The organism is Paraburkholderia domus (assembly GCF_905220705.1).
Taxonomy (GTDB): Bacteria; Pseudomonadota; Gammaproteobacteria; order Burkholderiales; family Burkholderiaceae; genus Paraburkholderia; species Paraburkholderia domus.
The window spans coordinates 42,493-65,619 of record NZ_CAJNAT010000027.1 but is presented as its reverse complement, the minus strand read 5'-3'; the positions used below and the strand labels follow the sequence as shown (position 1 = coordinate 65,619).

General features: G+C 62.8%; 19 protein-coding genes. 2 read left to right on the top strand and 17 right to left on the bottom strand.

The features are described from left to right. Positions 1–18: 18 nt before the first annotated feature. Positions 19–768, bottom strand: coding sequence for an electron transfer flavoprotein subunit beta/FixA family protein (locus tag KHO31_RS31065; protein ID WP_211624940.1), 750 nt, complete (start codon positions 766–768; stop codon positions 19–21). A 159-nt stretch (positions 769–927) separates the two neighbouring features. Between KHO31_RS31065 and KHO31_RS31060 the strand changes: the two genes are divergently transcribed. After that, positions 928–1,569, top strand: a complete 642-nt coding sequence (locus KHO31_RS31060) for a DUF2889 domain-containing protein (protein ID WP_211624938.1) — start codon at positions 928–930, stop codon at positions 1,567–1,569. Positions 1,570–1,702: 133 nt separating this feature from the next. On the opposite strand, the gene KHO31_RS31055 is transcribed toward KHO31_RS31060, so the two are convergent. The 10 genes from KHO31_RS31055 to KHO31_RS31010 form a co-directional block, all read right to left on the bottom strand. Beyond that, positions 1,703–2,611, bottom strand: coding sequence for a TauD/TfdA dioxygenase family protein (locus tag KHO31_RS31055; protein WP_211624936.1), 909 nt, complete (start codon positions 2,609–2,611; stop codon positions 1,703–1,705). Between the two features lie 151 nt (positions 2,612–2,762). Next, positions 2,763–4,322 carry a long-chain-fatty-acid--CoA ligase gene (locus tag KHO31_RS31050; RefSeq protein WP_211624934.1) on the bottom strand — a complete coding sequence of 520 codons (1,560 nt, stop codon included), beginning with the start codon at positions 4,320–4,322 and terminating at the stop codon, positions 2,763–2,765. Positions 4,323–4,438: 116 nt separating this feature from the next. Further along, complete coding sequence (locus tag KHO31_RS31045) at positions 4,439–5,269, bottom strand: SDR family NAD(P)-dependent oxidoreductase (RefSeq protein WP_211624931.1); 831 nt, start codon at positions 5,267–5,269, stop codon at positions 4,439–4,441. 50 nt (positions 5,270–5,319) lie between these two features. Then, the gene (locus KHO31_RS31040) at positions 5,320–6,507 is read right to left on the bottom strand and encodes a lipid-transfer protein (protein WP_211624929.1); all 1,188 of its coding nucleotides are present in this window, start codon (positions 6,505–6,507) and stop codon (positions 5,320–5,322) included. Positions 6,508–6,581: 74 nt separating this feature from the next. Beyond that, complete coding sequence (locus tag KHO31_RS31035) at positions 6,582–7,721, bottom strand: acyl-CoA dehydrogenase family protein (protein WP_211624927.1); 1,140 nt, start codon at positions 7,719–7,721, stop codon at positions 6,582–6,584. 156 nt (positions 7,722–7,877) lie between these two features. Next, on the bottom strand, positions 7,878–8,999 hold the full coding sequence (locus tag KHO31_RS31030) for a porin (RefSeq protein WP_211624925.1): 1,122 nt from the start codon (positions 8,997–8,999) through the stop codon (positions 7,878–7,880). A gap of 124 nt (positions 9,000–9,123) precedes the next feature. Continuing rightward, entirely contained in the window at positions 9,124–10,833 is a 1,710-nt protein-coding gene (locus KHO31_RS31025) for a GMC family oxidoreductase (protein ID WP_211624923.1), read from the bottom strand. A gap of 76 nt (positions 10,834–10,909) precedes the next feature. Further along, complete coding sequence (locus tag KHO31_RS31020; RefSeq protein ID WP_211624921.1) at positions 10,910–12,337, bottom strand: aldehyde dehydrogenase family protein; 1,428 nt, start codon at positions 12,335–12,337, stop codon at positions 10,910–10,912. Positions 12,338–12,391: 54 nt separating this feature from the next. Further along, positions 12,392–13,099, bottom strand: coding sequence for a helix-turn-helix transcriptional regulator (locus KHO31_RS31015; protein WP_211624919.1), 708 nt, complete (start codon positions 13,097–13,099; stop codon positions 12,392–12,394). Continuing rightward, positions 13,096–14,283, bottom strand: a complete 1,188-nt coding sequence (locus tag KHO31_RS31010) for a lipid-transfer protein (protein WP_211624917.1) — start codon at positions 14,281–14,283, stop codon at positions 13,096–13,098. Before KHO31_RS31010 ends, KHO31_RS31015 begins: the two co-directional genes overlap by 4 nt. Before the next feature lie 237 nt (positions 14,284–14,520). On the opposite strand from KHO31_RS31010, the gene KHO31_RS31005 reads away from it, so the two are divergent. After that, complete coding sequence (locus tag KHO31_RS31005) at positions 14,521–17,265, top strand: LuxR C-terminal-related transcriptional regulator (RefSeq protein ID WP_211624915.1); 2,745 nt, start codon at positions 14,521–14,523, stop codon at positions 17,263–17,265. Positions 17,266–17,271: 6 nt separating this feature from the next. Here the strand turns inward: KHO31_RS31005 and KHO31_RS31000 are convergent, their stop codons facing one another. The 6 genes from KHO31_RS31000 to KHO31_RS30975 form a co-directional block, all read right to left on the bottom strand. After that, complete coding sequence (locus tag KHO31_RS31000; RefSeq protein ID WP_211624913.1) at positions 17,272–18,078, bottom strand: HpcH/HpaI aldolase/citrate lyase family protein; 807 nt, start codon at positions 18,076–18,078, stop codon at positions 17,272–17,274. A 35-nt stretch (positions 18,079–18,113) separates the two neighbouring features. Next, a complete protein-coding gene (locus tag KHO31_RS30995) occupies positions 18,114–19,292 on the bottom strand; it encodes a CaiB/BaiF CoA transferase family protein (RefSeq protein ID WP_211624912.1) in 1,179 nt (392 codons plus the stop codon). A gap of 14 nt (positions 19,293–19,306) precedes the next feature. Further along, on the bottom strand, positions 19,307–20,470 hold the full coding sequence (locus KHO31_RS30990) for an acyl-CoA dehydrogenase family protein (RefSeq protein WP_211624909.1): 1,164 nt from the start codon (positions 20,468–20,470) through the stop codon (positions 19,307–19,309). A gap of 25 nt (positions 20,471–20,495) precedes the next feature. Further along, positions 20,496–21,344 carry an FAS1-like dehydratase domain-containing protein gene (locus tag KHO31_RS30985; RefSeq protein WP_407945972.1) on the bottom strand — a complete coding sequence of 283 codons (849 nt, stop codon included), beginning with the start codon at positions 21,342–21,344 and terminating at the stop codon, positions 20,496–20,498. Between the two features lie 130 nt (positions 21,345–21,474). Beyond that, on the bottom strand, positions 21,475–22,263 hold the full coding sequence (locus tag KHO31_RS30980; RefSeq protein WP_211624907.1) for a citryl-CoA lyase: 789 nt from the start codon (positions 22,261–22,263) through the stop codon (positions 21,475–21,477). Between the two features lie 83 nt (positions 22,264–22,346). After that, positions 22,347–23,126 carry an enoyl-CoA hydratase/isomerase family protein gene (locus tag KHO31_RS30975; protein ID WP_211624905.1) on the bottom strand — a complete coding sequence of 260 codons (780 nt, stop codon included), beginning with the start codon at positions 23,124–23,126 and terminating at the stop codon, positions 22,347–22,349. Position 23,127: the final 1 nt, after the last annotated feature.

Here is a 23,127-nt window from a genome sequence, read left to right as displayed (position 1 = left end):
GTCATTTCGTCCGTCTCCTCACAGCACCTTGGCTTCGGTCTTCAGCTTCTCGACCAGCGTCTTCACATCCGGCACCTTCACACCGGCGGAGCGCTTCGGCGGCTCGACGACTTTAAGGGTCTTCAGGCGCGGCGTCACATCAACGCCGAGGTCTTCCGGCTTGATGATTTCCAGCGGCTTCTTCTTCGCCTTCATGATGTTCGGCAGCGTCACGTAGCGCGGCTCGTTCAGGCGCAGGTCAGTCGTGATCACGGCCGGCAGGCTCAGCGACAGCGTTTCCGCGCCGCCATCGACTTCACGCGAAACGGTGGCTTTACCGTCTGCAACAACAACCTTCGACGCAAACGTGGCCTGCGGCAGATTCGCCAGCGCAGCCAGCATCTGGCCGGTCTGGTTCGAATCGTCGTCGATCGCCTGCTTGCCGAGGATGACCAGCCCAGGCTGTTCCTTGTCGACCAGCGCCTTCAGCAGCCTGGCAACCGCCAGGGGCTGCAGCTCTTCATTCGACTCGATCAGGATCGCGCGGTCCGCACCGATCGCCAGCGCCGTGCGCAGCGTTTCCTGCGATTGCGTCACACCCGCCGACACGGCGATCACTTCGGTCGCCACGCCTGCTTCACGCAGACGAACGGCTTCTTCAACCGCGATTTCGTCGAACGGATTCATCGACATCTTCACGTTCGCGATGTCGACGCCCGTGCCGTCCGATTTCGCACCAACCTTCACATTCGCATCGACGACGCGTTTAACTGCCACAAGAATTTTCAAGGCCTATCCCTCCAGTAAAAAGCTTGGCTTCCTTGCTACGGATGGTGCGCCCCACCCGCGTTCACGCTACCTCCCCAAAGTGAGTAGGAAGGGAAAACCCGAAGCCCCGCTGCCTGGGCCGCCCCCCCAACATGGGGAGTCATCCGTTGAGCCGGTCTGATGACCATTGAACCAGCGCTGTTTCGCAAACAGGAGCAATACGACTCCGATTTAACCGGATGGGAATTCATGAACGCAATCAGTCAACGAGCACCTGAACGGACACGAGTCCATACGCGCCAGATCACGTGCGATGCCTATCGGCGCAGAGACGGACTGGTCGAAATCGAAGGCCGTATGGTCGATACCAAGACCTATGCCGCCGTGTTGCCCTTCAAGACGATCGAGCCGGGAACGCCGTTTCACGACATGGTCATCGTCATGGCGGTCGATGAAAACATGGTGATTCAGGAACTGGAAGCACGCACTCAGGCGGCTCCCACGCCGTACTGCACCGAAATGAACTCGACCTATCGCAACCTGGTCGGTGTACGGATCGGGCCCGGCTTCAAAGCCGAGGTCAAGGCACGCGTTGGCGGTGTGAGGGGATGCACGCACCTGACGGATTTGCTCGGCCCGATGGCAACCACCGCGATGCAAGCGTCATTCGCCAATATGCAGACGCAGGAGCGCGTGGACGTCCTGACCGCCTCCGATACGTCGCTGCCGAAGCCGTGGGTGGTCGGTACCTGCCACACCTATCGCATGGAAGGCGAAGCCGTGAAGGTGATATGGCCGCAAGGACGGCGCCTTCCCGCATAGGGTTGACGAAACATCAAAAAGGCCCGGGCGAATAAGCCTGGGCCATGGCACTTGCGAGGAGCGGATGCCAACGTATCGGCATCGCGTCTCGCTCGCTTGCTCGCTCTCTCAGGTTCGCTGCCCGGACTTCAATTCAAACGGGACGGTCACCAATAATCGTGGCTCGCATCATGTGGCGTACGGCCGGGAAATAGTCCTGCACGGCATAGTGCTGGGCCGAGCGGTTGTCCCAGAAGGCGATCGTGTTCGGCTGCCACTTCAGACGCACCTGATATTCCGGGGCCGCCGCCTGCCGATACAAATACTGAAGCAGATCCATTTCGCCGAGCCGGAAGTCCGAACCGATACGGTAGGGCTGCTCCTTAGCATAGTTGGCCAGATGAGTCGTGAAGCCCTCGTTGACGTAGAGGATCTTTTCGCCGCTTTCGGGGTGCGTGCGCACGACCGGATGCACCGCAGGCGGATACTTTTTCCGCATGGCTTCGTACTGCTCGTCGGACAGTGCCTGACCGAACGTGGGCATGGCGTCGTGGACGCCCTGCAATCGCGCGATCTTCGCCTTCGTCTCGGCGGACAGGTTTTCATACGCTGCCACCATGTTGACCCAGATCGTGTCGCCGCCCACTTCCGGGCAGCTCACGCAACGCAGCACCGAGCCCATCGACGGCGTTTCGCGCCACGAAACGTCGGAATGGTAAAGATTCTCGCGGCCCGGACTGCTTTTGCCGTGCCCGAAAACGACAAGCTCCGGATGGTCCGCGTGATGCGGAATCATCGGATGGATTTCGAGTTCACCAAAGCGCCGCGCGAGCGCAACGTGCTGCGCCGGCGTGATGTCCTGATCGCGAAAGAACAGCACTTTGAATTTGACCAGCGCGCGACGCAGCGCGAGATAGGTATCGTCGTCCAGCGGTTGGCGCAGATCGATATTGCCGATCTCCGCGCCGATCGACGGCGTCGAGCGCCTGACTGAAAACGGCCAGTGTTCGCCATCCTGAGCATGCGTCATCGCGGGTTGCGTATCGACCATTGCAGATTCCATGTAATGCCTCCGATTGCTTTCGATTTAGCACGACGGCCGCGGCGTATCCATTCCACGCGGCCGGCTTCTCCGCAGACGCATGGTGCGCGCGAAGAAAGTTGACTTGATGTGCGGCACGGCGCCCCCACTCGCGTGGCGCCCCGCCCGGCGCTTATGCCGGCTGCGCCCAATAGGGCTTGCGCAACTCGTTCTTCAGAACCTTGCCGATGCTCGACAACGGCAGCGCCTCGCGGAAGTCCACGCTCACCGGGCACTTGTAGCCCGCAATCTGTTCGCGGCAATGCGAGCGAACGGACTCGAGGGTCGTGGTGGCGCCGGGCTTCAGCACGATCACCGCATGCACGGCCTCGCCCCACTTTTCGTGTGGCACGCCAATCACGGCGCACTGCGCAACCGCCGGGTGATTGACGAGGGCCTTCTCCACTTCCGCCGAGTAGACGTTCTCGCCGCCGCTCACGATCATGTCCTTGATTCGATCCATCAGGAAGACGAAGCCGTCTTCGTCCATGTATCCGCCGTCGCCGGTATGCATCCAGCCGTTGCGGATCGCCTCGGCCGTCGCCTCCGGCTTGTTCCAGTAGCCCAGCATCACGTTGGGGCCGCGCACCGCGATTTCGCCGACACAGCCACGCGGCACTTCGTTGCCCATCTCGTCGACGATTTTCACTTCAGTCGTGTGGACGGGGCGACCCACCGAATGAATCTTGCCGGTCGCAACGGCTTCGTCCGTGTGATATTCGGCACCGAGCAGGGTCGCCACCGGCGCCAGTTCGGTCATCCCATAGCCCTGAGTAAACGTAGCGTGGGGAAATGTCGCACGCGTGCGCGCCATCAGCGTCGGTGTCATCGGCGAAGCACCGTAACGGATGCTGCGCAGCGACGTCAGATCCAGGTGTGCGGCGCGCCCCGGATTGCTCCCCATCCAGTCGAGACCCATCTGGATCATCGTCGGTGCGAGAAGGACGTGAGTAATGCTTGTTTCCGCGATGGCTGCCATCATCGCGCCTGGCTCGAACGCACGCAGCACAGCGTGCGTCCCCGCCGACAGGAAGACACCATTGATCGAAGCGAAGCAGGCCAGATGGAACATCGGCATCACGTGCAACATCGTCGTCCCTTCGTCGAGCGTGCCAGCCATCAACTGGTTGCAGGACGATGAAACAAGATTGGTATGACTCAGCATCACGCCTTTAGGCACGCCCGTCGTGCCGCCGGTATAGAAGATGCCGGCCAGGTCGTCGCCATGACGGTACGCATCCTCCATCGGCTCGCTGTCGGCCACGAGCGCTTCGTAGTTCAGCATGCCTTCGGGTGTCTCGCCGTCCCCCGCGTAGATGATCCGGCGAAGACTCGGGCAGGCTGCGGCAACCTTGCGTGCGATATCGACGAACGGATCGTCGACGATCAGCACCGCCGTACTGCAATCGTTGACCGAATAGATTACCTCCGGCGCGCTCCAACGGATATTCACCGGATTGAGTACCGCGCCGGCCCACGGTACAGCCATGTAGTACTCGATATAGCGCGCCGAGTTGAGCGAAAACATCGCCACGCGCTCGCCCTCCGCGACACCGAGCTTGCGCAGCGCCGCCGCGAGGCGCGCGACGCGATCGCCGAACTCGGCATAAGTCGTGCTCTGTCCATTGAAGCGCAGCGCGATCTTGTCGGGGCGCTGCTGCATCGAACGATGCAGCGACTGTGTCATGTACATGTCAATGTCTCCGTTTCTGGCCCCGACAGCGCGGGGCGGGCAGGGTCTCTTTGTGGACCCGCTCATCTATTGCACCAGCAGGAGGATGGCGCTCGGCGCGCCATCCTTACCGCGGGTTAGAAGCCGCCGCGGCCACCGCCGCAAATCAGCGTTTGACCCGTCACGTAGTTGGACTCGGGAATACAGAACATGTAGACCGAACCCGCTGCTTCTTCGGCCGTGCCCGGACGACCCAGTGCGATCTCCTTGCTAGCGGCGACAATGCGATCCGGGTTCACGCCGACCTTGATCTCGTGGCCTTCGATGCTGACCGTCTTCTGCTCGGTGGTCGGCTCGGTCAGACGTGTCGCGATAAAGCCGAACGCAACGCAGTTCACGTTGACCTTCATGCGTCCCCACTCGCGCGCGAGTGTCTTGGTCATCCCCATCACGCCAGCCTTCGCCGCCGCATAGTTGACCTGCCCCGCGTTGCCCTGCGTGCCGGAGACCGACGAGATATTCACGACCTTGCGGAAGACTTCCTTGCCCGCTTCGGCTTCCGCCTTGCTGACTTCGCGGAAATACGGCTGAACCGCGCGCAGAAGGTTGAACGGCGCCTTCAGATGGCAATCGAGGATCGCGTCCCACTGTTCATCGGTCATCTTCTGGATCACGTTGTCCCACGTGTAGCCGGCGTTATTCACGATGATGTCGATCGCGCCGAACCTGTCCAGCGTCGCTTTCCCGAGGCGCGCACCGAAATCGCTGTCGGTTACGTTGCAGGCAAACGTCATGGCCTCGCCGCCCGCCTTCGCGATCTCCGCGACGACTTCGTCCGCGGGTGCTGCATCGAGATCGTTGATGACCACGCGCGCGCCCTGGCTCGCCAGCTTCAGTGCCACTTCGCGGCCGATGCCACGACCTGCGCCGGTCACAATCGCTACTTTTCCATCAAGGGTCTTGCTCATTTCTCTTGCTGCTCCTGCTAGATTCTGAATTGGACGGGGCCGACGTGGTGTCAGTTTTTCGCGTACAGCGTGACGACGCACGCGCCGCCAAGACCCAGGTTGTGCTGAAGACCCAATCGCGCGCCTTCGACCTGGCGTTTATCGGCTGTGCCGCGCAACTGGTTGGTCAGTTCGTAGCATTGCGCGAGGCCGGTGGCGCCAAGCGGATGCCCCTTGGACAACAGGCCGCCCGAAGGATTGGTCACGACCTTGCCACCGTAGGTGTTGTCGCCGTCCAGAATGAATTTCTCCGCTTCGCCGGTCGGGCAGAAACCGAGTGCCTCGTAGCTGAGCAATTCGTTATGCGCGAAACAATCGTGCAGCTCGCACACCTTGATATCTTCGGGACCTACGCCAGCCTGCTCGTAGACCTTGTTCGCTGCGGCGCGGGCCATGTAACTGCCCACGTACGAAATCATCGAAGGTGGATCGAACGACTCGACCGGATCAGTGGTCATGGCCTGCGCAAGAATCTGCACGTCGGTGCGAAGGTTGTGCTTCTTCGCGAAGCGCTCGGAAACGATCAGCGCGGCGGCTGCGCCGCATGTCGGCGGGCACGCCATGAGGCGCGTCATCACCCCGGGCCACAACACTTTGTCGTTCATCACCTCTTCGGTGGTGACGACGTTTTTGAAGAGCGCCAGCGGATTGTTCGCAGCGTGACGGCTGGCTTTCGCGCGGATCGCGGCAAAAGTTTCCATCTTCGTGCCGTAGCGCTGCATATGTTCGCGGCCCGCGCCACCGAAGCTACGCAGTGCGCCGGGCAATCCTTCGACGTCGCCCGTGAGCGCCTGCACGATCGGCTGAAACCGCGCACGGGTCGGCGGACGGTCATCCCAATGCGACTTCAGCGCGCCGGCTTGCATCTGTTCGAAGCCGAGTGCCAGCACGCAATCGGCGTCACCCAGCGCGACGGCCTGACGCGCCAGGTACAGCGCGCTCGAACCGGTCGAACAATTATTGTTGACGTTCACGACCGGAATACCCGTCATACCGACTTCGTAGAGCGCCGTCTGACCGCAGGTCGAATCGCCGTAGACATAGCCGACGTATGCCTGCTGCACCAGGTCATAGCCGATGCCGGCGTCAGCCAGCGCGCGTCGCACGGCATTGGCGCCCATGTCCGTGTAGCTCGGACTCGCGCCCGGCTTCGAAAACGGGATCATGCCAACGCCACCAACCAGGACTTTCTCGCTCATTTCATTTCCTCTGATAGTGAAAGGGCGTGGCCGCCGGTCTGCCGACCGCAAATAGCCACTGTTTTTTTTGTGAGTTACAGCTTTCGCGCAATCAACTCGCGCATGACTTCATTGGCGCCACCCACCACGCGCGACACGCGATAATCGGTGAACGCCCGTGCAATCGGGTACTCCAGCATGTAGCCGTAGCCGCCATGCAGCTGGACCATGTCGTCGATGCATTTCCACAGCGTTTCGGTCGCATGCATCTTCGCGATCGCCGCCTCGCTGACGGTCAGCTTGCGGCGCATGTGTTCGGCGAGGTAGTAGTCCACCATAGTGCGTATCGCCACCGCCTGGGCCTTGACGTCGGCCAGCTTGAATTTGGTGTTCTGGAAGTCCCACACGGTCTGGCCGAAGGCCTCGCGGTCCTTCACATACTCGAGGGTGAGGCCGAGCAGTCGCTCGATCGCCACCGCCGAGTACACCGCGATGATGAGACGCTCCTGGGCGAGTTCCTGCATCAGATAGCCGAAACCCTGGTTCACTTCGCCCAGCAAGTTGGTTGCGGGTACGCGCACGTCGTCGAAGAAGATTTCAGCAGTGTCCGCCGCCGGCTGACCGACTTTCTGTAGCTTGCGACCGCGGCGAAACCCTGGTCGATCGGTTTCGACCATCAACAGGCTCACGCCCTTCGCGCCGGCTGACGGGTCTGTCTTGCAGACCGCCAGAATCATGTCGGCGCTCATGCCGTTCGAGATGAACGTCTTGCTTCCGTTGATGACGAATTCGTCGCCCTCGCGCACCGCCGTCGTGCGGCATGCCTTCACGTCGGAGCCGCCACCGGGTTCGGTAACGGCAATCGCCAGAATCGTTTCGCCCGCGCAGACGCCGGGCAGCCAGCGCTGTTTCTGTTCCTCTGTACCGAGGCGATTGATGTACGGCGCAATGATGTCGGAATGCAGGGAGAATCCTGCGCCCGAGATGCCGGCCCGGTGCGTTTCCTCGACGATAATCGCCGAGTGCCCGAAATCGCCACCACCTCCGCCGTATTCGGTCGGCATCGCGACGCACAGCAGACCTTCGCGGCCAGCCTTGCGCCAGGTTTCGCGGTCTACTCGACCGGCTTCATCCCATGCCGCCTGGCGCGGCACGCACTCGCGTTCGAAAAAGCGGCGTGCGGATTCGCGAAGCATTTCATGGTCGTCGCGAAAAACGGTGCGATTTACTTCCATCTGACAACTCTCCCGATCCTATTCTGGTGGCTCGTGGCAACCCATCAGCCGCCTCGTTTCAACAGAATCATCTTCGCGGGGACCGGAGAGTCCCCCCCTACCCGGTTTGGGGGGGATTCGAGAACGGCAGGCCAGCCGCCGTCCTGGGGAGACTACCTAGAAGCGATGCGTCATGCCCACCACCGCGAGCTTTTGCGTCGTACCTGGCTCGATGACTACCACGCCAGGCCAACTCGTCGTCGCAGAGCCATTGTTTTTCATGTAGCCCGCGCGCATGTAGAGGCTGGTCCGCTTCGAGAGGTTGTGGTCGTAGCCCAGCTCGACGCCTGGCGTGTTGTCATGGACGCCACGTACATCCCGCTCGATGCCCGCCACCTCGATCGTATCCGCGGGCGTCGCCTGGATCGTCACACCGAACTCCATGATGCTGACCGAATGACCCGCGTTCAGCAGCGCAGCAAGCGATCTGGCCGGCGCATCCTTGGGACGCGTGTACGAGTAGTTGAACTGGAAGTTGACGATACCGAGCCGATACGCGAGCGCACCGATGAAATGCTCCGTGCCGAGCAGATTGAGGTTCGCTGGCAGGCCAGGGAACGTTTCCACCGCAGCATGCTGATTCTGATAGCCGATCCCCGCATAGAGGCCGTAACCGGTGTAGGAGAGCCCCACGTCGACCATGTTGCCGGTCGTCTCGGGCACGGGCTGCGTCACGGTCGCCGAGAAGCCGTACATCGCCGAGAATTGCACGCCACGAAGATTCGGCGACTGGTACAGCATCGAGTTGCTGGTCCGGCCGGTGGCGTATTGCGTCGCGAGCGTGCTGCGATCAACCGCGAGCACCGCCGCGGAGAGCGGCGACATGATCTCGTTGGCGCGAAACGGATCAGCGGGATAGACGACGCGAAAACTCGGCTGATACTGGCGACCGAAGCTCACCGAGCCGTACCTGTCATGCGACAGTCCAACCCATGCCTGGCGGAAGAAAAGAGCCGTTGTATCGGCAAAGGCGGTGCCATTGTTGACGTTGAAGCCATTCTCGATATCGAAATCCGCCTTCAGACCGCCGCCCAGATCCTCACTGCCCTTGAAGCCGAACAGCGAACCCGAAGAGCCACCACTGCGCTCCGAAAAGGAATGGGTGCCCCCGTTATCCAGATACTGCCCGAACACATCGACGACACCATAGAGCGTCACGTTCGTGTCCGCCACTGCGGTGCCAGCCGCGGCAATCAGGGTAGCGCCGCAAATACCCTTGCTGATGTCGCTGAAACGCATGCATGTCTCCTCATTTTGTCTCCGCCGGAAAGCGGATCTGGTTGCACTTCTGTCCTGCAGATGAAACCTCTGTTGCCGCACGCCTGAGTTGTATGTATTGAGTGCATGCGGCATTGAAAACACGTCACACAGCGGCGACGAGGCGCGCGCCCGCCCACTCGCGCCGCATCATGTCGGCGGCTTTCTCCGCGATCATGATCGAGGGTGCGTTGGTGTTGCCGCCGACGAGCGTCGGCATCACCGAAGCATCGACCACGCGCAATCCTTCGACACCGATCACCCGCAGCGATGGATCGACTACCGCCATCGGCCCCGTCCCCATGCTGCAGGTGCCAACGGGATGAAAAACGGTGTCCGCATGGCTACGAACGAATTCGCGGATCGCGTCGTCGCTGCCGTCGCCGTCACCCAAGGATTCGGTGAAGAGTTCGCGGCCGCCCATGCCGGCGAGGGACCGTTGCGCAAAGATGCGGCGCACGATCCGCACGCCCTCGACGAGGCTGTCGAGATCGCGCTTGTCGGAGAGCAGGCGCGCGTCGATGGACGGCGCGTCGCGCATGTCGGGCGTTCGCAGCCGGACTTCGCCGCGGCTGTGCGGACGCAGCACGCAGACGTGGCACGAATAGCCGTGGCCACGCACCCGCTGTCTGCCGCCGCGACCGCCGATCATCCCAGGGACGAAATGCAGTTGCAGATCGGGAATATCGAGCTCCGCGCGGCTCCTGACGAAAGCCCCGGCCTCGGCGAAATTGGACGTGACCATGCCCGTGCGATGACGCCGGTAGCGGAGGATTTCGCTGAGCAGGCGCATGCCGCCGCGCACCGAGCGGCCGAACAGATCAGTCGTATCAAGCTGCTTGTTGACGAGGACGTCGGCGTGGTCCTGCAGGTTTTGGCCCACACCGGCCAAGTCGTGGACGACCTCGATACCGAACTCCCGCAGGTGCACGGCCGGTCCGATACCCGAGGCCATCAGCAGTTGCGGCGAACCGTATGCGCCCGCGCTGAGAACGACCTCACGCCTTGCCCGCACGGTCTGTTTCATGCCGTCGCGCACGATCGACACGCCTCGCGCGCGCCGCCCGTCGAACACGACTCTGAGCGCCTGGCTGTTTGTCAGCACGGTGAGCCGCGAACGTCCGCCATTCATGTTCGCGTCGGTCGGGTCGCCGCCGTGCAGAAATGCGCGAGGCGTGTTCCAGCGCTCACCGTTGCGTTGGGTTACCTGATAAAGGCCCACACCCTCCTGCTTTTCACCGTTGAAGTCGTGGTTGAGCGGGAAGCCCGCCTGCAACGCTGCCTCGATAAACCGTTGTGAGAACGGATTCGGCGAGCGCAGGTTGCTGACATGCAGCGGCCCGTGCCCACCGTGCCATGGGTTGTCGTCGCTGCCGGCGTGCAACTCGTTGCACTCGCTGCGCCGGAAATAGGGCAGCACGTCGCGATAGCTCCAGCCGTGGCAACCGGCCACCGCCCACTCGTCATAGTCATTGCGATGGCCACGAACGTAGACCATGCCGTTGATCGAGGAACTGCCGCCCAAGCCGCGCCCGCGCGGCTGATACGAGCGTCTGCCGTGCAACGCCGGTTGCGGCACGCTGAAGTAGCCGTAGTTGCGTGGTCCCCTGCGCGTCGCGAGCAGTGCGAGCCCCAGCGGCGCCGTGACACTGAAGTGATGGTCGGGCGGCCCGGACTCCAGCAACGCCACAGTGACAGAGGGGTCTTCCGCGAGCCTTGACGCAATCGCACAGCCGGCGGAGCCGGCGCCGACGACCACATAATCGAATTCGAGCGCCGCAAGTTGCTCGGCGCTTACGTAGGGTAGTTGCTTCATGCGAGGCTTTTCCAGATTCAGATAGTCATGCAGCCGGGGCGGCCCGCGCCCCTGTTCGTTGCACTGTGAAAGCGCCTCAGGCGCAGCCCGCCACGGACTTGTATTCGAGGAACTCGGCAAGACCATAAGCGCCGTGCTCACGACCGTTGCCCGAGGTCTTGACGCCGCCGAACGGCGCCGTGAAATCCATCTTCGCGCCGTTGATCTGCACGCTGCCCGCGTGCAACTGACCGGCCACGCGTCGCGCACGCGCGGGGTCGCCCGACCAGACGTAAGCGGCAAGTCCGTACTCCGTACCATTGGCGATGGCGATCGCTTCCGCTTCGTTGTCGTACGCGATCATCGAGAGCACCGGCCCGAAGATCTCTTCGCGTGCGATCGTCATGTCGGGGGTGACATCGGCAAAAACCGTGGCCCGCGCGTAGAACCCGCGCGACAGAGGCTCGGGACGGCCAGGCCCACCCGCAACCAGCCGTGCGCCCTCTTCAATGCCGATTGCGATCATGCGCTGCACTTTCTCGTATTGCGCGCGATTCGAAATCGGCCCGAGTTTCGTATCGGGCGAGAGCGGGTCGCCGACCTTCAACGCGGACGCGGTGGCACGCGCAATCTCCACCGCGGCTTCGTAGTGCGCGCGCGGCACCAGCATGCGCGTGGGGGCGATGCAGGTCTGACCGGAATTCAACATGCAGCTGATCACACCGGCCGAGACGGCGGCCTTCAGATCCGCGTCGTCGAGAATGACGTTAGCCGACTTGCCGCCGAGTTCCTGCGCCACACGCTTGACCGTTGCAGCCGCGTTGATCGCGACTTCGATGCCGGCGCGCGTGGAGCCCGTGATCGAAATCATCGCGACGTCCGGATGGCGCGACAGCGCCGCGCCAACGGACTTGCCGTCGCCGTAGAGCAGATTGAACACGCCGGCAGGCACGCCCGCCTCGTGAATGATTTCCGCGACGATGCGCGCGTCGAGCGGCGTGATTTCCGACGGCTTCAGTACGATCGTGCAGCCAGCCGCCAACGCCGGCGCCACTTTCGCCATCACCTGATTAACCGGCCAGTTCCACGGCGTGATGAGACCGACTACACCGATCGGCTCGCGCACGATGTCGGTGGCGCCCTGCTTCGTCACGAAGGCGAAATCCTTCAGCGCGGCAATCGCCGTGTGGATCTGGGCGAGACCGACCTTCGCCTGATACTCGTTGCACAGCCATTGCGGTGCGCCGATTTCCTCGCGGATGGCGTCTGCCATGTCGCCGATGCGCGCCGCGTAAAGTTCAGCGATGCGTTTGAGTACGCTCATACGCTCTTCGACGCGGGTGGCGGACCAGGCCGGAAACGCCGCGCGTGCGGCGGCAACGGCGCGGTCGACATCGTCGGCACTGCCCATGGCGACGGTGCCCGTCACGGCTTCTGAAACAGGACTGACCATCTGGAAAACTTCGCCGGCGTTGACCGGCGCGACCCATTGGCCACCGATGTAAAAAGTGTCGAGGTTATGCACGAGCTTGAATCTCCGTTGAGACTGGAACGCGGAGCCGTTGTCCGCGCCAGGTGTTCAGATTGCGTTTAAGCATGACGGGGCACCTCCTCGCCCCGGCGACCCGTGGTTGACCGCCGACCATGTCAGCGCGGGACTCCATGCGCGCTTCTCGAGTTGCCCCACGCCACAGCCGAAATGCCGCGAAAACATCATGTCGAAGCGCTTGACCGACACAAACCCGGTTTGAACCGCGAGCTTTGCCATCTGCATGTGTCCCGGTGACGCGGCGAGCGCAGCCAGCAGCGCGCGCATGAGTCGCTGTTCACGCACGATCGGTGTCAGCGCACTGCCTTCCCGAAAGAGTTGCGTGGCCAATGCGTGTCGCGTCATGCCCATGTGCTGCGAGGCCATGCTGAGCGACCAGTCCGAGGCTGGATCGCGAAAAACCGCTCGCGCCAGACGGATCGCAAGCTTGATTCGCAGGTCGTCAGCGGGAGATCGCTGCGCCGGTGCCGTGTATTCATCGATGAGTAAATGCAGGCGGTGTCCGGCGCGCGCATCCGCGATCACCGGGCCTTCGTAATGCAAGGTCCGGTAGGCCGGCAGATCGAGCGACGCCCCTTCGTCCAGCACGCCCGCGCGCCGGTCGCCGGCGAGGCGGTGGCGGCCCATGTGTGCGGTCAGCCTGACCGCGAACGGAAGCCTCAGGTTGTGCAAGCGCAGTGGTTCACCCGCGCGCATCGCCGCGCCGTAGTCGTGATGAGCGGTTTGGCAGCTCTTCATGACAGGCGCTCATACAACGTCACGACGCAGGCGCCGCCGAGACCGAGATTGTGTTGCAGCGCGAGCCGCGCCCCTTCCACCTGACGCTGTTGCGCCGTACCGCGCAGTTGCCAGACGAGTTCGGCGCATTGCGCAAGCCCGGTTGCGCCAAGCGGATGCCCCTTCGACAACAGGCCGCCGGAAGGGTTGGTCACGACCCGCCCGCCGTAGGTGTTCTCACCGTCCCGAATGAATCGTTCGGCGGTGCCTTCAGGCGTCAGACCGAGTCCTTCGTAGCTGAGCAATTCGTTTGCCGTGAAGCAGTCGTGCAGTTCGACCACGTCGATATCGACCGGGTCGACACCCGCTTTCTCGTACACCTGGCGCGCCGCCGCCCGGGTCATGTCGAGACCGACCACTTTGCGCATGTCGGCTTCGTCGAACGTGCTGTTGCGGTCGGTGGTCATCGACTGGGCGAGGATCGCGACACGCGGATCGAGACCGTGCCGCCGGGCGAACGCGTCCGAACAGACGATCGCCGCCGCCGCGCCACAGGTGGGCGGACAGCACTGCAGGCGCGTGAGTGGATCGAATACCATCGGCGAGGCCATGACTTCGTCGAGCGTGACGGGGTCACGAAATACCGCGAACGGATTGTTCGCCGCGTGCTGTCGCGCTTTCACGGCGATCCGGCCCAAGGTATCGGGCAGGATCCCGTATTCCCGCAGGTAAGCGCGGGCTGCCCCGCCGAAGAATTGTGCTGCGCGCGGCGCGTCGTTGTCGGTCCCCTGCACGTGGCCCATTGTCTTGACGAACCGCTCCATCGGGCCCGGCCGGTCGAAATAAGCGCTCTTCAGCGCGTCTGGCGCCGTCTGCTCGAAGCCGAGCGCGAGCGCGCACTCAACCGAGCTGCTTTCGACCGCCTGGCGAGCGAGAAAAAGCGCCGTCGAGCCCGTCGCGCCGTTGTTGTTGACGTTGATGACAGGAATGCCGGTCAGCCCGACGCCATAAATGGCGGCCTGTCCCGAGGTCGAATCGCCGAATACGTAGCCTGCGTAGGCCTGCTCGACCAGCGCATAGTCGAGGCCGGCGTCGGCCAGCGCGGCGCGCGCTGCATTCGCGCCCATCGTCGGGTAGTTGTCGCTCGCGCCAGGCTTCGTGAAAGGAATCATCCCCACGCCGGCGACCACCACTTTGTTACTCATATGAATCCCGAAGAAATGACCTGTGGCGGCTCGCCCGGAAAGCGCGGAGGCCGCGCTACGGCGGCGAGAGCGCCACTGGGACTGACTTTAGGGCGCGCGTCCAGCGCTGTCGTGCGCCAAAGGAAGGAAATTGCAGGCGGGGGAAATCGTTCGAAAGAACTACGACGGCGTCTGCCCGGTGTGAAACAATCGCGATAGCCGTCCCGGAGAGGCAACGCAGACTGGAGACTTCCGTTGATGAATAACGTTGGCGCCGACGACTACTTCGGCAACGACAGCACCCTGCCAGGCGTTCTGGCCTCGAAGCTGATGCCGCCAGCGGACAGCCCGACCCATCTCGCCCGGCCGCAACTCGTCGAAACCATACTGGGCGCCCGCAATGCGCGCCTTGTGCTGGTGCGCGCGGCGGCAGGCTTCGGCAAAACCACGCTGATGCAGCAGTACGCGGCGCGATGCCGGGATGTGCAGCAAAGCGTCGTCTGGATGCGCGTCGACGCCGCCGACAACGATCTGCTGCGCTTCCTGACCCATCTTGAAGCCGGCGTCGAAGCCCTGCCTGCGTCGAGCTATCCGCGCCGCGGCGGCACGGCGGCCCCTCGGGTCGACGAGCGCCTCCCCGACCGTGTGCTCGAACGTGTGGCCTGCTGCACTGAACCGTTTTCGATCCTGCTCGACGACTTCGAGGCGATCCAGAGCACCGCGGTGCTCAACTTCGTACAACGCCTGATCGCGACGCTGCCGCCCGGCGGGCTGCTCGTGATCGCATCGCGCGCTACGCCCGAACTCGGTCTCGGACGCATTCGCGCACGCGGCGAACTGGTGGATATCCATCCGGCGGCGCTACGCTTCACACTCGACGAGGCCACCGCGTTCATTCGCAATAAATGTGCGCTGCCGTTGGGCGAGAAGGAAATTGCCACGCTGCACCGCTGCACGGAAGGCTGGGCCACCGCGATCTATCTGGCGACGCTGTCGCTGCGCACGCGTTCGGATCACGCCGCTTTTGTGGCCTCGTTTTCAGGGACCAACCTCGAACTGGCCGAGTATCTGGCCGAAGACATCCTCGCGCGGCAAAGCGAATCGTGTCGCACGTTCCTGCTCGACACGAGTGTCCTGACCCAGTTGTCCGCGCCGCTGTGCAATGCCATCACCGGTCGTGACGACGGCCGCGAGATGCTTGACTATCTGGAGCGCTCGAATCTGTTTCTGGTCGCGCTGGACGGCGAGCGCAACTGGTATCGCTATTATCGGCTCTTCAACAGTTTCCTGCGACACCGACTGCACGTTGCCGACCCGGCCCGCGAGCGGCAGTTGCAGGCCGCGGCAGCGCACTGGTATGTCGAAGCAGGCCGCCCTGTACCCGCTATCGACCATCTCGTGGAAGCGCGGCTCTTCGACGAGGCGCTCACGCAGATTGCCCAGCATGCGGGTGCGGTGCTGGGCGCTGGCCGCATCAGGCTGATGGTGCGCTGGCTCGACCGGATTCCGGCCGAGGTGCTGGCCACCCGTCCGCGCATTGGGATCACCTACGCCTGGATGCTGTTGCTCAACCGCCGCTACGCCGACGCAACGCAAACGGTCCAGCGCATCCTGGCGGAAAACGAAAGCAACGCCGAGCATGAAAATCTGACGATCGAGGCGGACGCAATTCGCTCCGTGCTGCTCGCCCTCAACGATCAGGTGGACGACTGCATCGCAGCCGGTCTGCCGGTGATCGACCGGCTGCCGCCGGACGCCATCTTTCCGTACTGCAGTCTTGCCAACTCACTGGTCTATAGCCTCGTGAGCATGCACCGTTATGACGAAGCGCGAGCGGTAATGTCGCGAGCCCTGCTGCGCACGCACGATCATCCGTTCATTCTGATGCGGGCTGTCACGGAGTCGCTCGAATCCATGATCGACCTGGTACAGGGACGCCTGGGCACCGCGCTCGCACGGCTCGAAACGGCATCGTCGCGCAACTGGAACGACCTTTATGGCGGCATGTCCGGCGGCAAGACCAGCATCGACATTTCCAGGGCTTCCGTGCTGTACGAAACCAACGCGGTGGATGAAGCAAACCGATTGCTGCTGGGCGCGCTGCCTTATGCCAGAGGCAACAGTCCGCCCGATGCGCTGATCTCCTCGCATCTGATCGCTTCGCGCATCGCTTATACGCGCGGCGAGAACGAGCGCGCGATGCAATTGCTCACCGATCTGGAACTGTTGGGCCGTACCGTCGCATCGGCCCGGCTGATGTGCTCGGCGTGGCTTGAACGTGCGCGCGTCGCAACACTTGAAGGGCGCTATGACGTCGCCGGACAGGCATTACGCAGCGCCGCCATGCACCGCGGGTGGGACAGCCCCGATGTCTCGTTTCACGCGAACGATATGGACTATCCCGCGCTCACGGGTTGCCGGCTCGACATCGCACAGGGGCACTATGAGAAAGCTGCGGGTGAACTGCATGAGGCAGTGGAACAGGCGCTTGCCAGGCAGCGCTATCAGCGCGTGCTGAAGCTTCGGCTGCTGCAAGCCATGGCGCTGGCAGGCATGGGCGACGAACAGCAGTCGTTCGCCATCCTGACCGAAGCGTTGCGCACGGCGAGCCACGAGGGGTTCTTGCGTACTTTCGTCGACGAGGGTGGCGCCGCCGGCGAACTGATTCGCCGCTGGGCCGCGCATCATCAAGGGCGCTCTGGTGCGCTCGGCATCATGCCGGGTTTCGTCGAACGCCTGCTCGCTGCGTTCCAGCCGCAGCCGCCCGAAACCCAGGCCATTGTCGAAGATGGCACGTACAACGCCGCCGATGCGTTGACCACGCGTGAACTGGACGTGCTACGGATGCTGTCGTCGGGGCATCGCAACCGCATCATCGCGGAAAAGCTGTTTATTTCAGAGCTGACCGTGAAGTCTCATCTGCGCAAGATCAACGCAAAGCTAGGCGCGCAAAACCGTACGCAGGCGGTAGCGATTGGACGCACGCGCGGGTTGATCCAGTAGCGGCAGTCAGGCCGTACCCATGATCCGTCGGGCCTTCAGAATCACCGGCATATCGACCATTCGTCCGTCGACCGCCACGGCCGCGCCACCACTTTGCTCCGCCGCCCGCAGCACGCGGCTGGCCCAATCGCGCTCGGCATCAGTCCAGGCGTACGCGCGATGGATGGCGTCGAGCTGCTTCGGATGAATACACAATTTTCCGCCGAAGCCGAAGCTGCGCCCACGGCGGGCGTGCGCCTCGATGGCTTGCGCGTCGTCTAACGTGGTCGACACGCCGTCGACCGGCGCATCGATCCCGGCAAGCCGGGAGGCCAGCACGATCCGCGAGCGAAACATGTCCAGAGCTTCCCGTTCGCACTCGATACCGAGGTCGAGCTGGAAATCGAGTGTGCCGAACACAATGCGTTGGACGCGCGGCGCGCTGCACAGCGCATCCAGGTTCGCAATGCCGCGTGCCGTTTCCACGAGCGGCATGATGGCCAGGAGCGGCTGGGCGTGCGCGAGCACCGCGTCGATCGCTTCGCGCGTCTCACACTTCGGCAACACGACGCCGGCCGTGCCGGGATGCGAAGCGAACGCGGCGACCTCATCGGCAAACCACGGTGTATCGAACGCATTGAACCGCACCCATGCCGGACGGTTCGCGTCTAGCTGCGCAAAAACCGCGTCGCGTGCCGGCAGTTTTTCGTCAGCTTGAACCGCGTCTTCGAGGTCGAAAATGACCGCGTCGGCACCGGCCGCGCGGGCCTTTTCAAAGCGTTCGGGACGGCTCCCCGGTACGAAAAGATACGATCGAGGGGCAGAGGCGTTCATACGGCGATCTTAGGGAAAAATAGCATCAGGACGCGTCAGATCGAGTTTGCAGCGCGAAGCGCAGCGATCTGCGCCGCGTCGTAGCCGATCTCACTCAGGATCGTGTCGGTATGTTCGCCTAGCGCCGGTACCGGGTCCATACGCGGCCTCACACCGTCCGGCAAGCCAGGCGGAAGCAACGCGGGCACGGTGCCGGCCGCGGTCTTCACTGTGCGCCAGCGATCCCGAGCCACGAGTTGCGGATGCGCCCACACATCCGCGAGCGAATTCATTTGTGCGTTCGCAATTCCCGCCGCATCGAGTCGCGCCATCACTTGCGCAGCGTCCAGCTTTGCAAAGGCAGCGACGATCAGCTCTCGCAACGCATCGCGCGCCGCCACACGGTTTGTGTTGCTGTCAAAACGCGCGTCGATAACAAGCGCGGGTTGCACCATGACGCGCTCGCAGAAAAGCTTCCATTCACGCTCGTTCTGCAGACCCAGCATGACCATCTTGCCGTCGCCTGCCGGGAAGGGTCCGTACGGATAGATGGTCGCGTGAGAGGCGCCTGAGAGCGCCGGTGGGCTCTGGCCGTCGATCGCGTAATAGAGCGGGTAACTCATCCACTCGATCATGCTTTCGAGCATCGATACGTCGATATGGGAGCCAACTCCCGTTCGTCCGCGCATGAGCAACGCGCTCAGGATGCTGGTATAGGCGTACATGCCCGCAGCGATGTCGGCGATAGAACAGCCCGCCTTGGCCGGCTCGCCGGGCGAACCCGTGATCGACAGAAAGCCGGATTCGCTCTGGATCAGCAGATCGTAGGCTTTCCGGTCACGATGAGGGCCATCCGCACCATAGCCCGAAATATCGCAAACGATCAGACGCGGATATTTCTCGCGCAGTGTGTCGTAGCCGAGACCCAGGCGGTCGGCGGAACCCGGCGCGAGATTCTGCACGAGCACGTCCGCGTCGGCCAGCAACGCGTTCAGAATCGCTGCTGCCTCGGGCGCCTTGACGTCCAGCGACAGGCTTTCTTTCGAGCGGTTCACCCAGACGAAGTGCGACGAAAGACCATGCACCCGCTCATCATAGGCGCGAGCGAAATCGCCGCTTCCGGGCCGTTCGATCTTGATGACACGGGCACCGAGATCGGCGAGCTGGCGAGTACAGAACGGTGCCGCGATGGCGTGTTCGAGCGTGATGACCTTGATGCCGTCGAGTGGTCGCATGGTTGTCTCCGGCATCAGAATGAACGCGGCAAGCCGAGAATATGTTCTGCCACGTACGATAGGATCAGGTTAGTCGAAATGGGCGCCACCTGGTAAAGACGTGTCTCGCGGAACTTGCGCTCCACGTCGTATTCGCAAGCAAAGCCAAAGCCGCCGTGAAATTGCAGGCAGGCGTTGGCGGCTTCCCACGAGGCGTCCGCTGCCAGCAGCTTCGCCATGTTGGCCTGCGCGCCGCACGGCTCATGCGCGTCGAAGCGGCGTGCCGCTTCGAACCGCATCAGGCTCGCCGCCTCCACGTTGATGAACGAACGCGCGATCGGAAACTGCACGCCCTGATTCTGGCCGATCGGACGACCGAACACGACACGCTCTTTTGCATATTCCGTGACCTTATCGACGAACCAGTAACCGTCGCCGATACACTCCGCGGCGATCAGCGTGCGCTCCGCATTCAAACCGTCGAGAATGTATTTGAAGCCCTGCCCTTCCTCGCCAATAAGATTTTCGGCCGGGATTTCAAGGTTGTCGAAGAACAGCTCATTAGTCTCGTGATTGACCATGTTCCGGATCGGCTGCACGGTCATGCCGTTGCCAATCGCTTCTCGCAGATCGACGATGAAAATCGACATGCCTTCGGACTTCTTTTTCACATCCGCGAGCGGCGTCGTGCGGGCGAGCAGAATCATCAGGTCGGAATGCTGGACGCGCGAGATCCACACCTTCTGGCCATTGATGACATAGCGGTCACCTCGCCGCTCGGCAGTCGTCTTGATCTTCGTGGTGTCGGTGCCGGTGGTCGGCTCCGTCACGCCCATCGATTGCAGACGCAAGTCGCCGCACGCGATTTTAGGCAAGTACTTGCGCTTCTGTTCCTCGGAGCCATGGCGCAACAGCGTGCCCATGTTGTACATCTGGCCGTGACACGCGCCCGAGTTGCCGCCGGCGCGATTGATTTCTTCCATGATGACCGACGCCTCCGTGAGCCCCAACCCCGAGCCGCCTAAATCCAGCGGTATCAGCGCAGCCAGCCAGCCGGCTTTCGTGAGGGCGTCGACAAACGCTTCAGGATAGCCGCGTGCTTCATCGATCTCGCGGAAGTATTCGCCGGAAAATTGCTGGCACAGATCGCGAACGGCTTCGCGGATGTCCTGATAAAAATCTTGCTGAATAGTCTGCATGGGCGTGAAAAAGAGGATGTGAAGTTCAGTCGAGCGTCGCGGCCGCACGCATCGTTAGATGGCCATGGTGGTCGCGCGCCCAGAGGTCCACCTGCTTGCCATCATCGGAAGGCTTGCCGCATAGCGTGAAAGGATTGCCCGCAAAAGTGGGATGCACTGCCGCGAACGAGAAGCTGCGAAGCCCCGCGTCCGGCCGTTCCTCGCGGACGAGACCGGCCAGCATCGTGGCGATCAGCGGACCGTGTACGACGAGGTCCGGGTAGCCCTCTTCACGCGTCGCATAGGGGGCATCGTAATGAATCCGGTGGCCGTTGAAGGTCAGCGCCGAATAGCGAAACAGCAGCACCGGGTCGGCGGTGATCGTGCGCTGCCACAGTTCGTCTGTCGGCGCTGCCTCGGGTGCCTTGACAGGCGCCCCCGCTTGCGGCGCGTCACGATAGACGATGTCCTGCTCTTCTTCGATCTTCAGCTCGCCGTTTGCTTCGATTCGGTGTCGCACAGTGACGAATACAAGTTGTCCGCTGCGGCCCGCCTTCTGTTCAATGCGCACGATCGTCGAGGTTCGGCTCGCGCGCTCGCCGATGACGAGCGGAGCATGAAAGCTCAACCGTCCGCCTGCCCACATGCGACGCGGCAAAGGCGCGGGCGGCAGAAAGCCGCCGCGCCGCGGATGCCCGTCGACACCGACCTGTGAAAGCGGCGTCACCGGCAGAAAGTACAGCCAGTGCCAAAGGGGCGGCAGCGCGGCGCCCGCAATGGCGTCTTCGACATCGAGTGTCGACGCCATCGCCAGACGGGGAAACGCCGAGAGTTCGTCTTCGGCCATCTCGACGCGGCCGGCCCAGTCATCGAGATTCAACGCGAGATCACTCACGGAGGGTGCTCCAGTTGCGTATTCGAATGATTCCAGACGCGCGCCGCACGTAGCGGCTCGCGCATTTCACAACGCCGGACGCAGAGCCGGGTTCACCCCGATTCCAGGTACTACTGCCCGAGACATCCGCTCACGCATCGCCGTGCAGATGGGCAGACGCCTCGTCCTCGATACGCTGCCAGATTTCAACCGCCATCGGCTTTTGCGTTTCTTCCATCAGATGCCCGACGAGGCCGATCGCTCGCGCCATGACACCGAAGCCGCGCACGATGGTCCAGGGAAACCCGAACTCACAACAGATCGCGCCAGCCGCGCCCGTCGCGTTGATCGGCAGCGACTTGCCGGACACGCGCTCGGCTTCTTCACCGATCAGCTTCATCAACCGCACGTAGTCTCCCGCCATGCCATTTTGCGCGGCAAGTTCGAACAGACGCGGCGTGCGCGGATCCACCGGCTTGTGCAGCGGATGGCCGAGGCCCGGCACGGTGGCCCCACGCGCCCGATACGCGGCTACGGTATCACGCGCAATCTTTTCGAGGTCGGCACCGTCGCCCCCTTTCGGCAACGCCTCGGACAGCATACGCGCCGCCCCTTCCATGCTGCCGACGAACACGGAGCCGAGCCCGCAAAGCCCTGCGGCGACGGCGGCCTGTAGCGACTCCGGCGCGCCCGCATACGTCATGCGCGCGGCAATCGCGCTTGGCGTCATGCCGTGCTCGACGAGTGTAATGAGAATGGCGTTGAACATCGCCGACTGCTCGCGCGTCGCGGTTTTCCCCGTCAATTGCAGATACGCAAAATCGCCGAGATTCATATGTCCCAGAATCTCGTTGGGCAGATCCTTGCCGCGTACGACGATACGATCCGGCCTGCTGTATGCAATGTCGGAACGGATGATGGGTTTAGGTATCCGAGCCATGGGTTGAACTCCTCAGTTTTATTGGGGCCGCGCGGAAAGCGGGTGTGTCGCCGATCACGCCGGCCCGTGGTCCTGTCAGATGGCTACTCCGGCCACTGGAATACCGGCGCTTCCTTGCGCATGAAACGACCGACTGCGTCGGCCACATAGGGCGAGGTCGTCGCTAGGGCCTGGGCGTTCGCTTCGGCATCCAGTAGCGATGCGAAATCCAGCTCCCAGGTTTGCGCCAATAGACGCTTCGTCAGCGCGAATCCCTCGGGGGATAGCGAAGCCGTGGCCAAAGCCAGTTCGCGTGCGCGCGAGGCGAGCGTCGCAGGCGGATGCACCTCCAGCACGATCCCGAGCGCGAGCGCTTCTGAGGCGGAGATCTGGCGGGCGGAATAAATCAGTGCCCGCGCTCGCTGGATGCCGATCATTCGCGGCAGTGTGTAGGCCACGCCGAAATCGGGTACGAGACCAATCCGGGAGAAAGCGAAACAGAAGCGCGCGCGGTCGGACGCCACGACGAAGTCCGCGAGCAACGCCAGACCAAAACCGGCGCCATAGGCCACGCCGTCGACCACCGCGATGACCGGACGATCGAAATCGACCAGCGTTTTCAACACGCGATGGTAGTCGAGCAGGCGTGCGCGGATCGTGACAGCGTCGGTTCCGCCCGGCGAGGATGAGATATCGCCCCCGGCGCTAAAATCATCGCCCGCGCCCGTCAGCACAAGCGCCTTGACAGACTCATCGCGACGCAGCGCTTCGAGCACGACTTCCAGTTCGCGCATCAAGGCGGGATTGATTGCGTTCTTGCGCCCGGGATTCGCGAGCACAAGCGTAGCGACGCCGCTCTCGACGGACACCTCGATCATCGACATG

Coding starts and splice junctions, on each gene's coding strand:
- KHO31_RS31060 (WP_211624938.1), top strand. CDS start 928: ATGACCATTGAACCAGCGCTGTTTCGCAAACAGGAGCAATACGACTCC.
- KHO31_RS31055 (WP_211624936.1), bottom strand. CDS start 2,611: ATGGAATCTGCAATGGTCGATACGCAACCCGCGATGACGCATGCTCAG.
- KHO31_RS31050 (WP_211624934.1), bottom strand. CDS start 4,322: ATGTACATGACACAGTCGCTGCATCGTTCGATGCAGCAGCGCCCCGAC.
- KHO31_RS31045 (WP_211624931.1), bottom strand. CDS start 5,269: ATGAGCAAGACCCTTGATGGAAAAGTAGCGATTGTGACCGGCGCAGGT.
- KHO31_RS31040 (WP_211624929.1), bottom strand. CDS start 6,507: ATGAGCGAGAAAGTCCTGGTTGGTGGCGTTGGCATGATCCCGTTTTCG.
- KHO31_RS31035 (WP_211624927.1), bottom strand. CDS start 7,721: ATGGAAGTAAATCGCACCGTTTTTCGCGACGACCATGAAATGCTTCGC.
- KHO31_RS31030 (WP_211624925.1), bottom strand. CDS start 8,999: ATGCGTTTCAGCGACATCAGCAAGGGTATTTGCGGCGCTACCCTGATT.
- KHO31_RS31025 (WP_211624923.1), bottom strand. CDS start 10,833: ATGAAGCAACTACCCTACGTAAGCGCCGAGCAACTTGCGGCGCTCGAA.
- KHO31_RS31015 (WP_211624919.1), bottom strand. CDS start 13,099: ATGAAGAGCTGCCAAACCGCTCATCACGACTACGGCGCGGCGATGCGC.
- KHO31_RS31010 (WP_211624917.1), bottom strand. CDS start 14,283: ATGAGTAACAAAGTGGTGGTCGCCGGCGTGGGGATGATTCCTTTCACG.
- KHO31_RS31005 (WP_211624915.1), top strand. CDS start 14,521: ATGAATAACGTTGGCGCCGACGACTACTTCGGCAACGACAGCACCCTG.
- KHO31_RS31000 (WP_211624913.1), bottom strand. CDS start 18,078: ATGAACGCCTCTGCCCCTCGATCGTATCTTTTCGTACCGGGGAGCCGT.
- KHO31_RS30995 (WP_211624912.1), bottom strand. CDS start 19,292: ATGCGACCACTCGACGGCATCAAGGTCATCACGCTCGAACACGCCATC.
- KHO31_RS30990 (WP_211624909.1), bottom strand. CDS start 20,470: ATGCAGACTATTCAGCAAGATTTTTATCAGGACATCCGCGAAGCCGTT.
- KHO31_RS30980 (WP_211624907.1), bottom strand. CDS start 22,263: ATGGCTCGGATACCTAAACCCATCATCCGTTCCGACATTGCATACAGC.
- KHO31_RS30975 (WP_211624905.1), bottom strand. CDS start 23,126: ATGTCGATGATCGAGGTGTCCGTCGAGAGCGGCGTCGCTACGCTTGTG.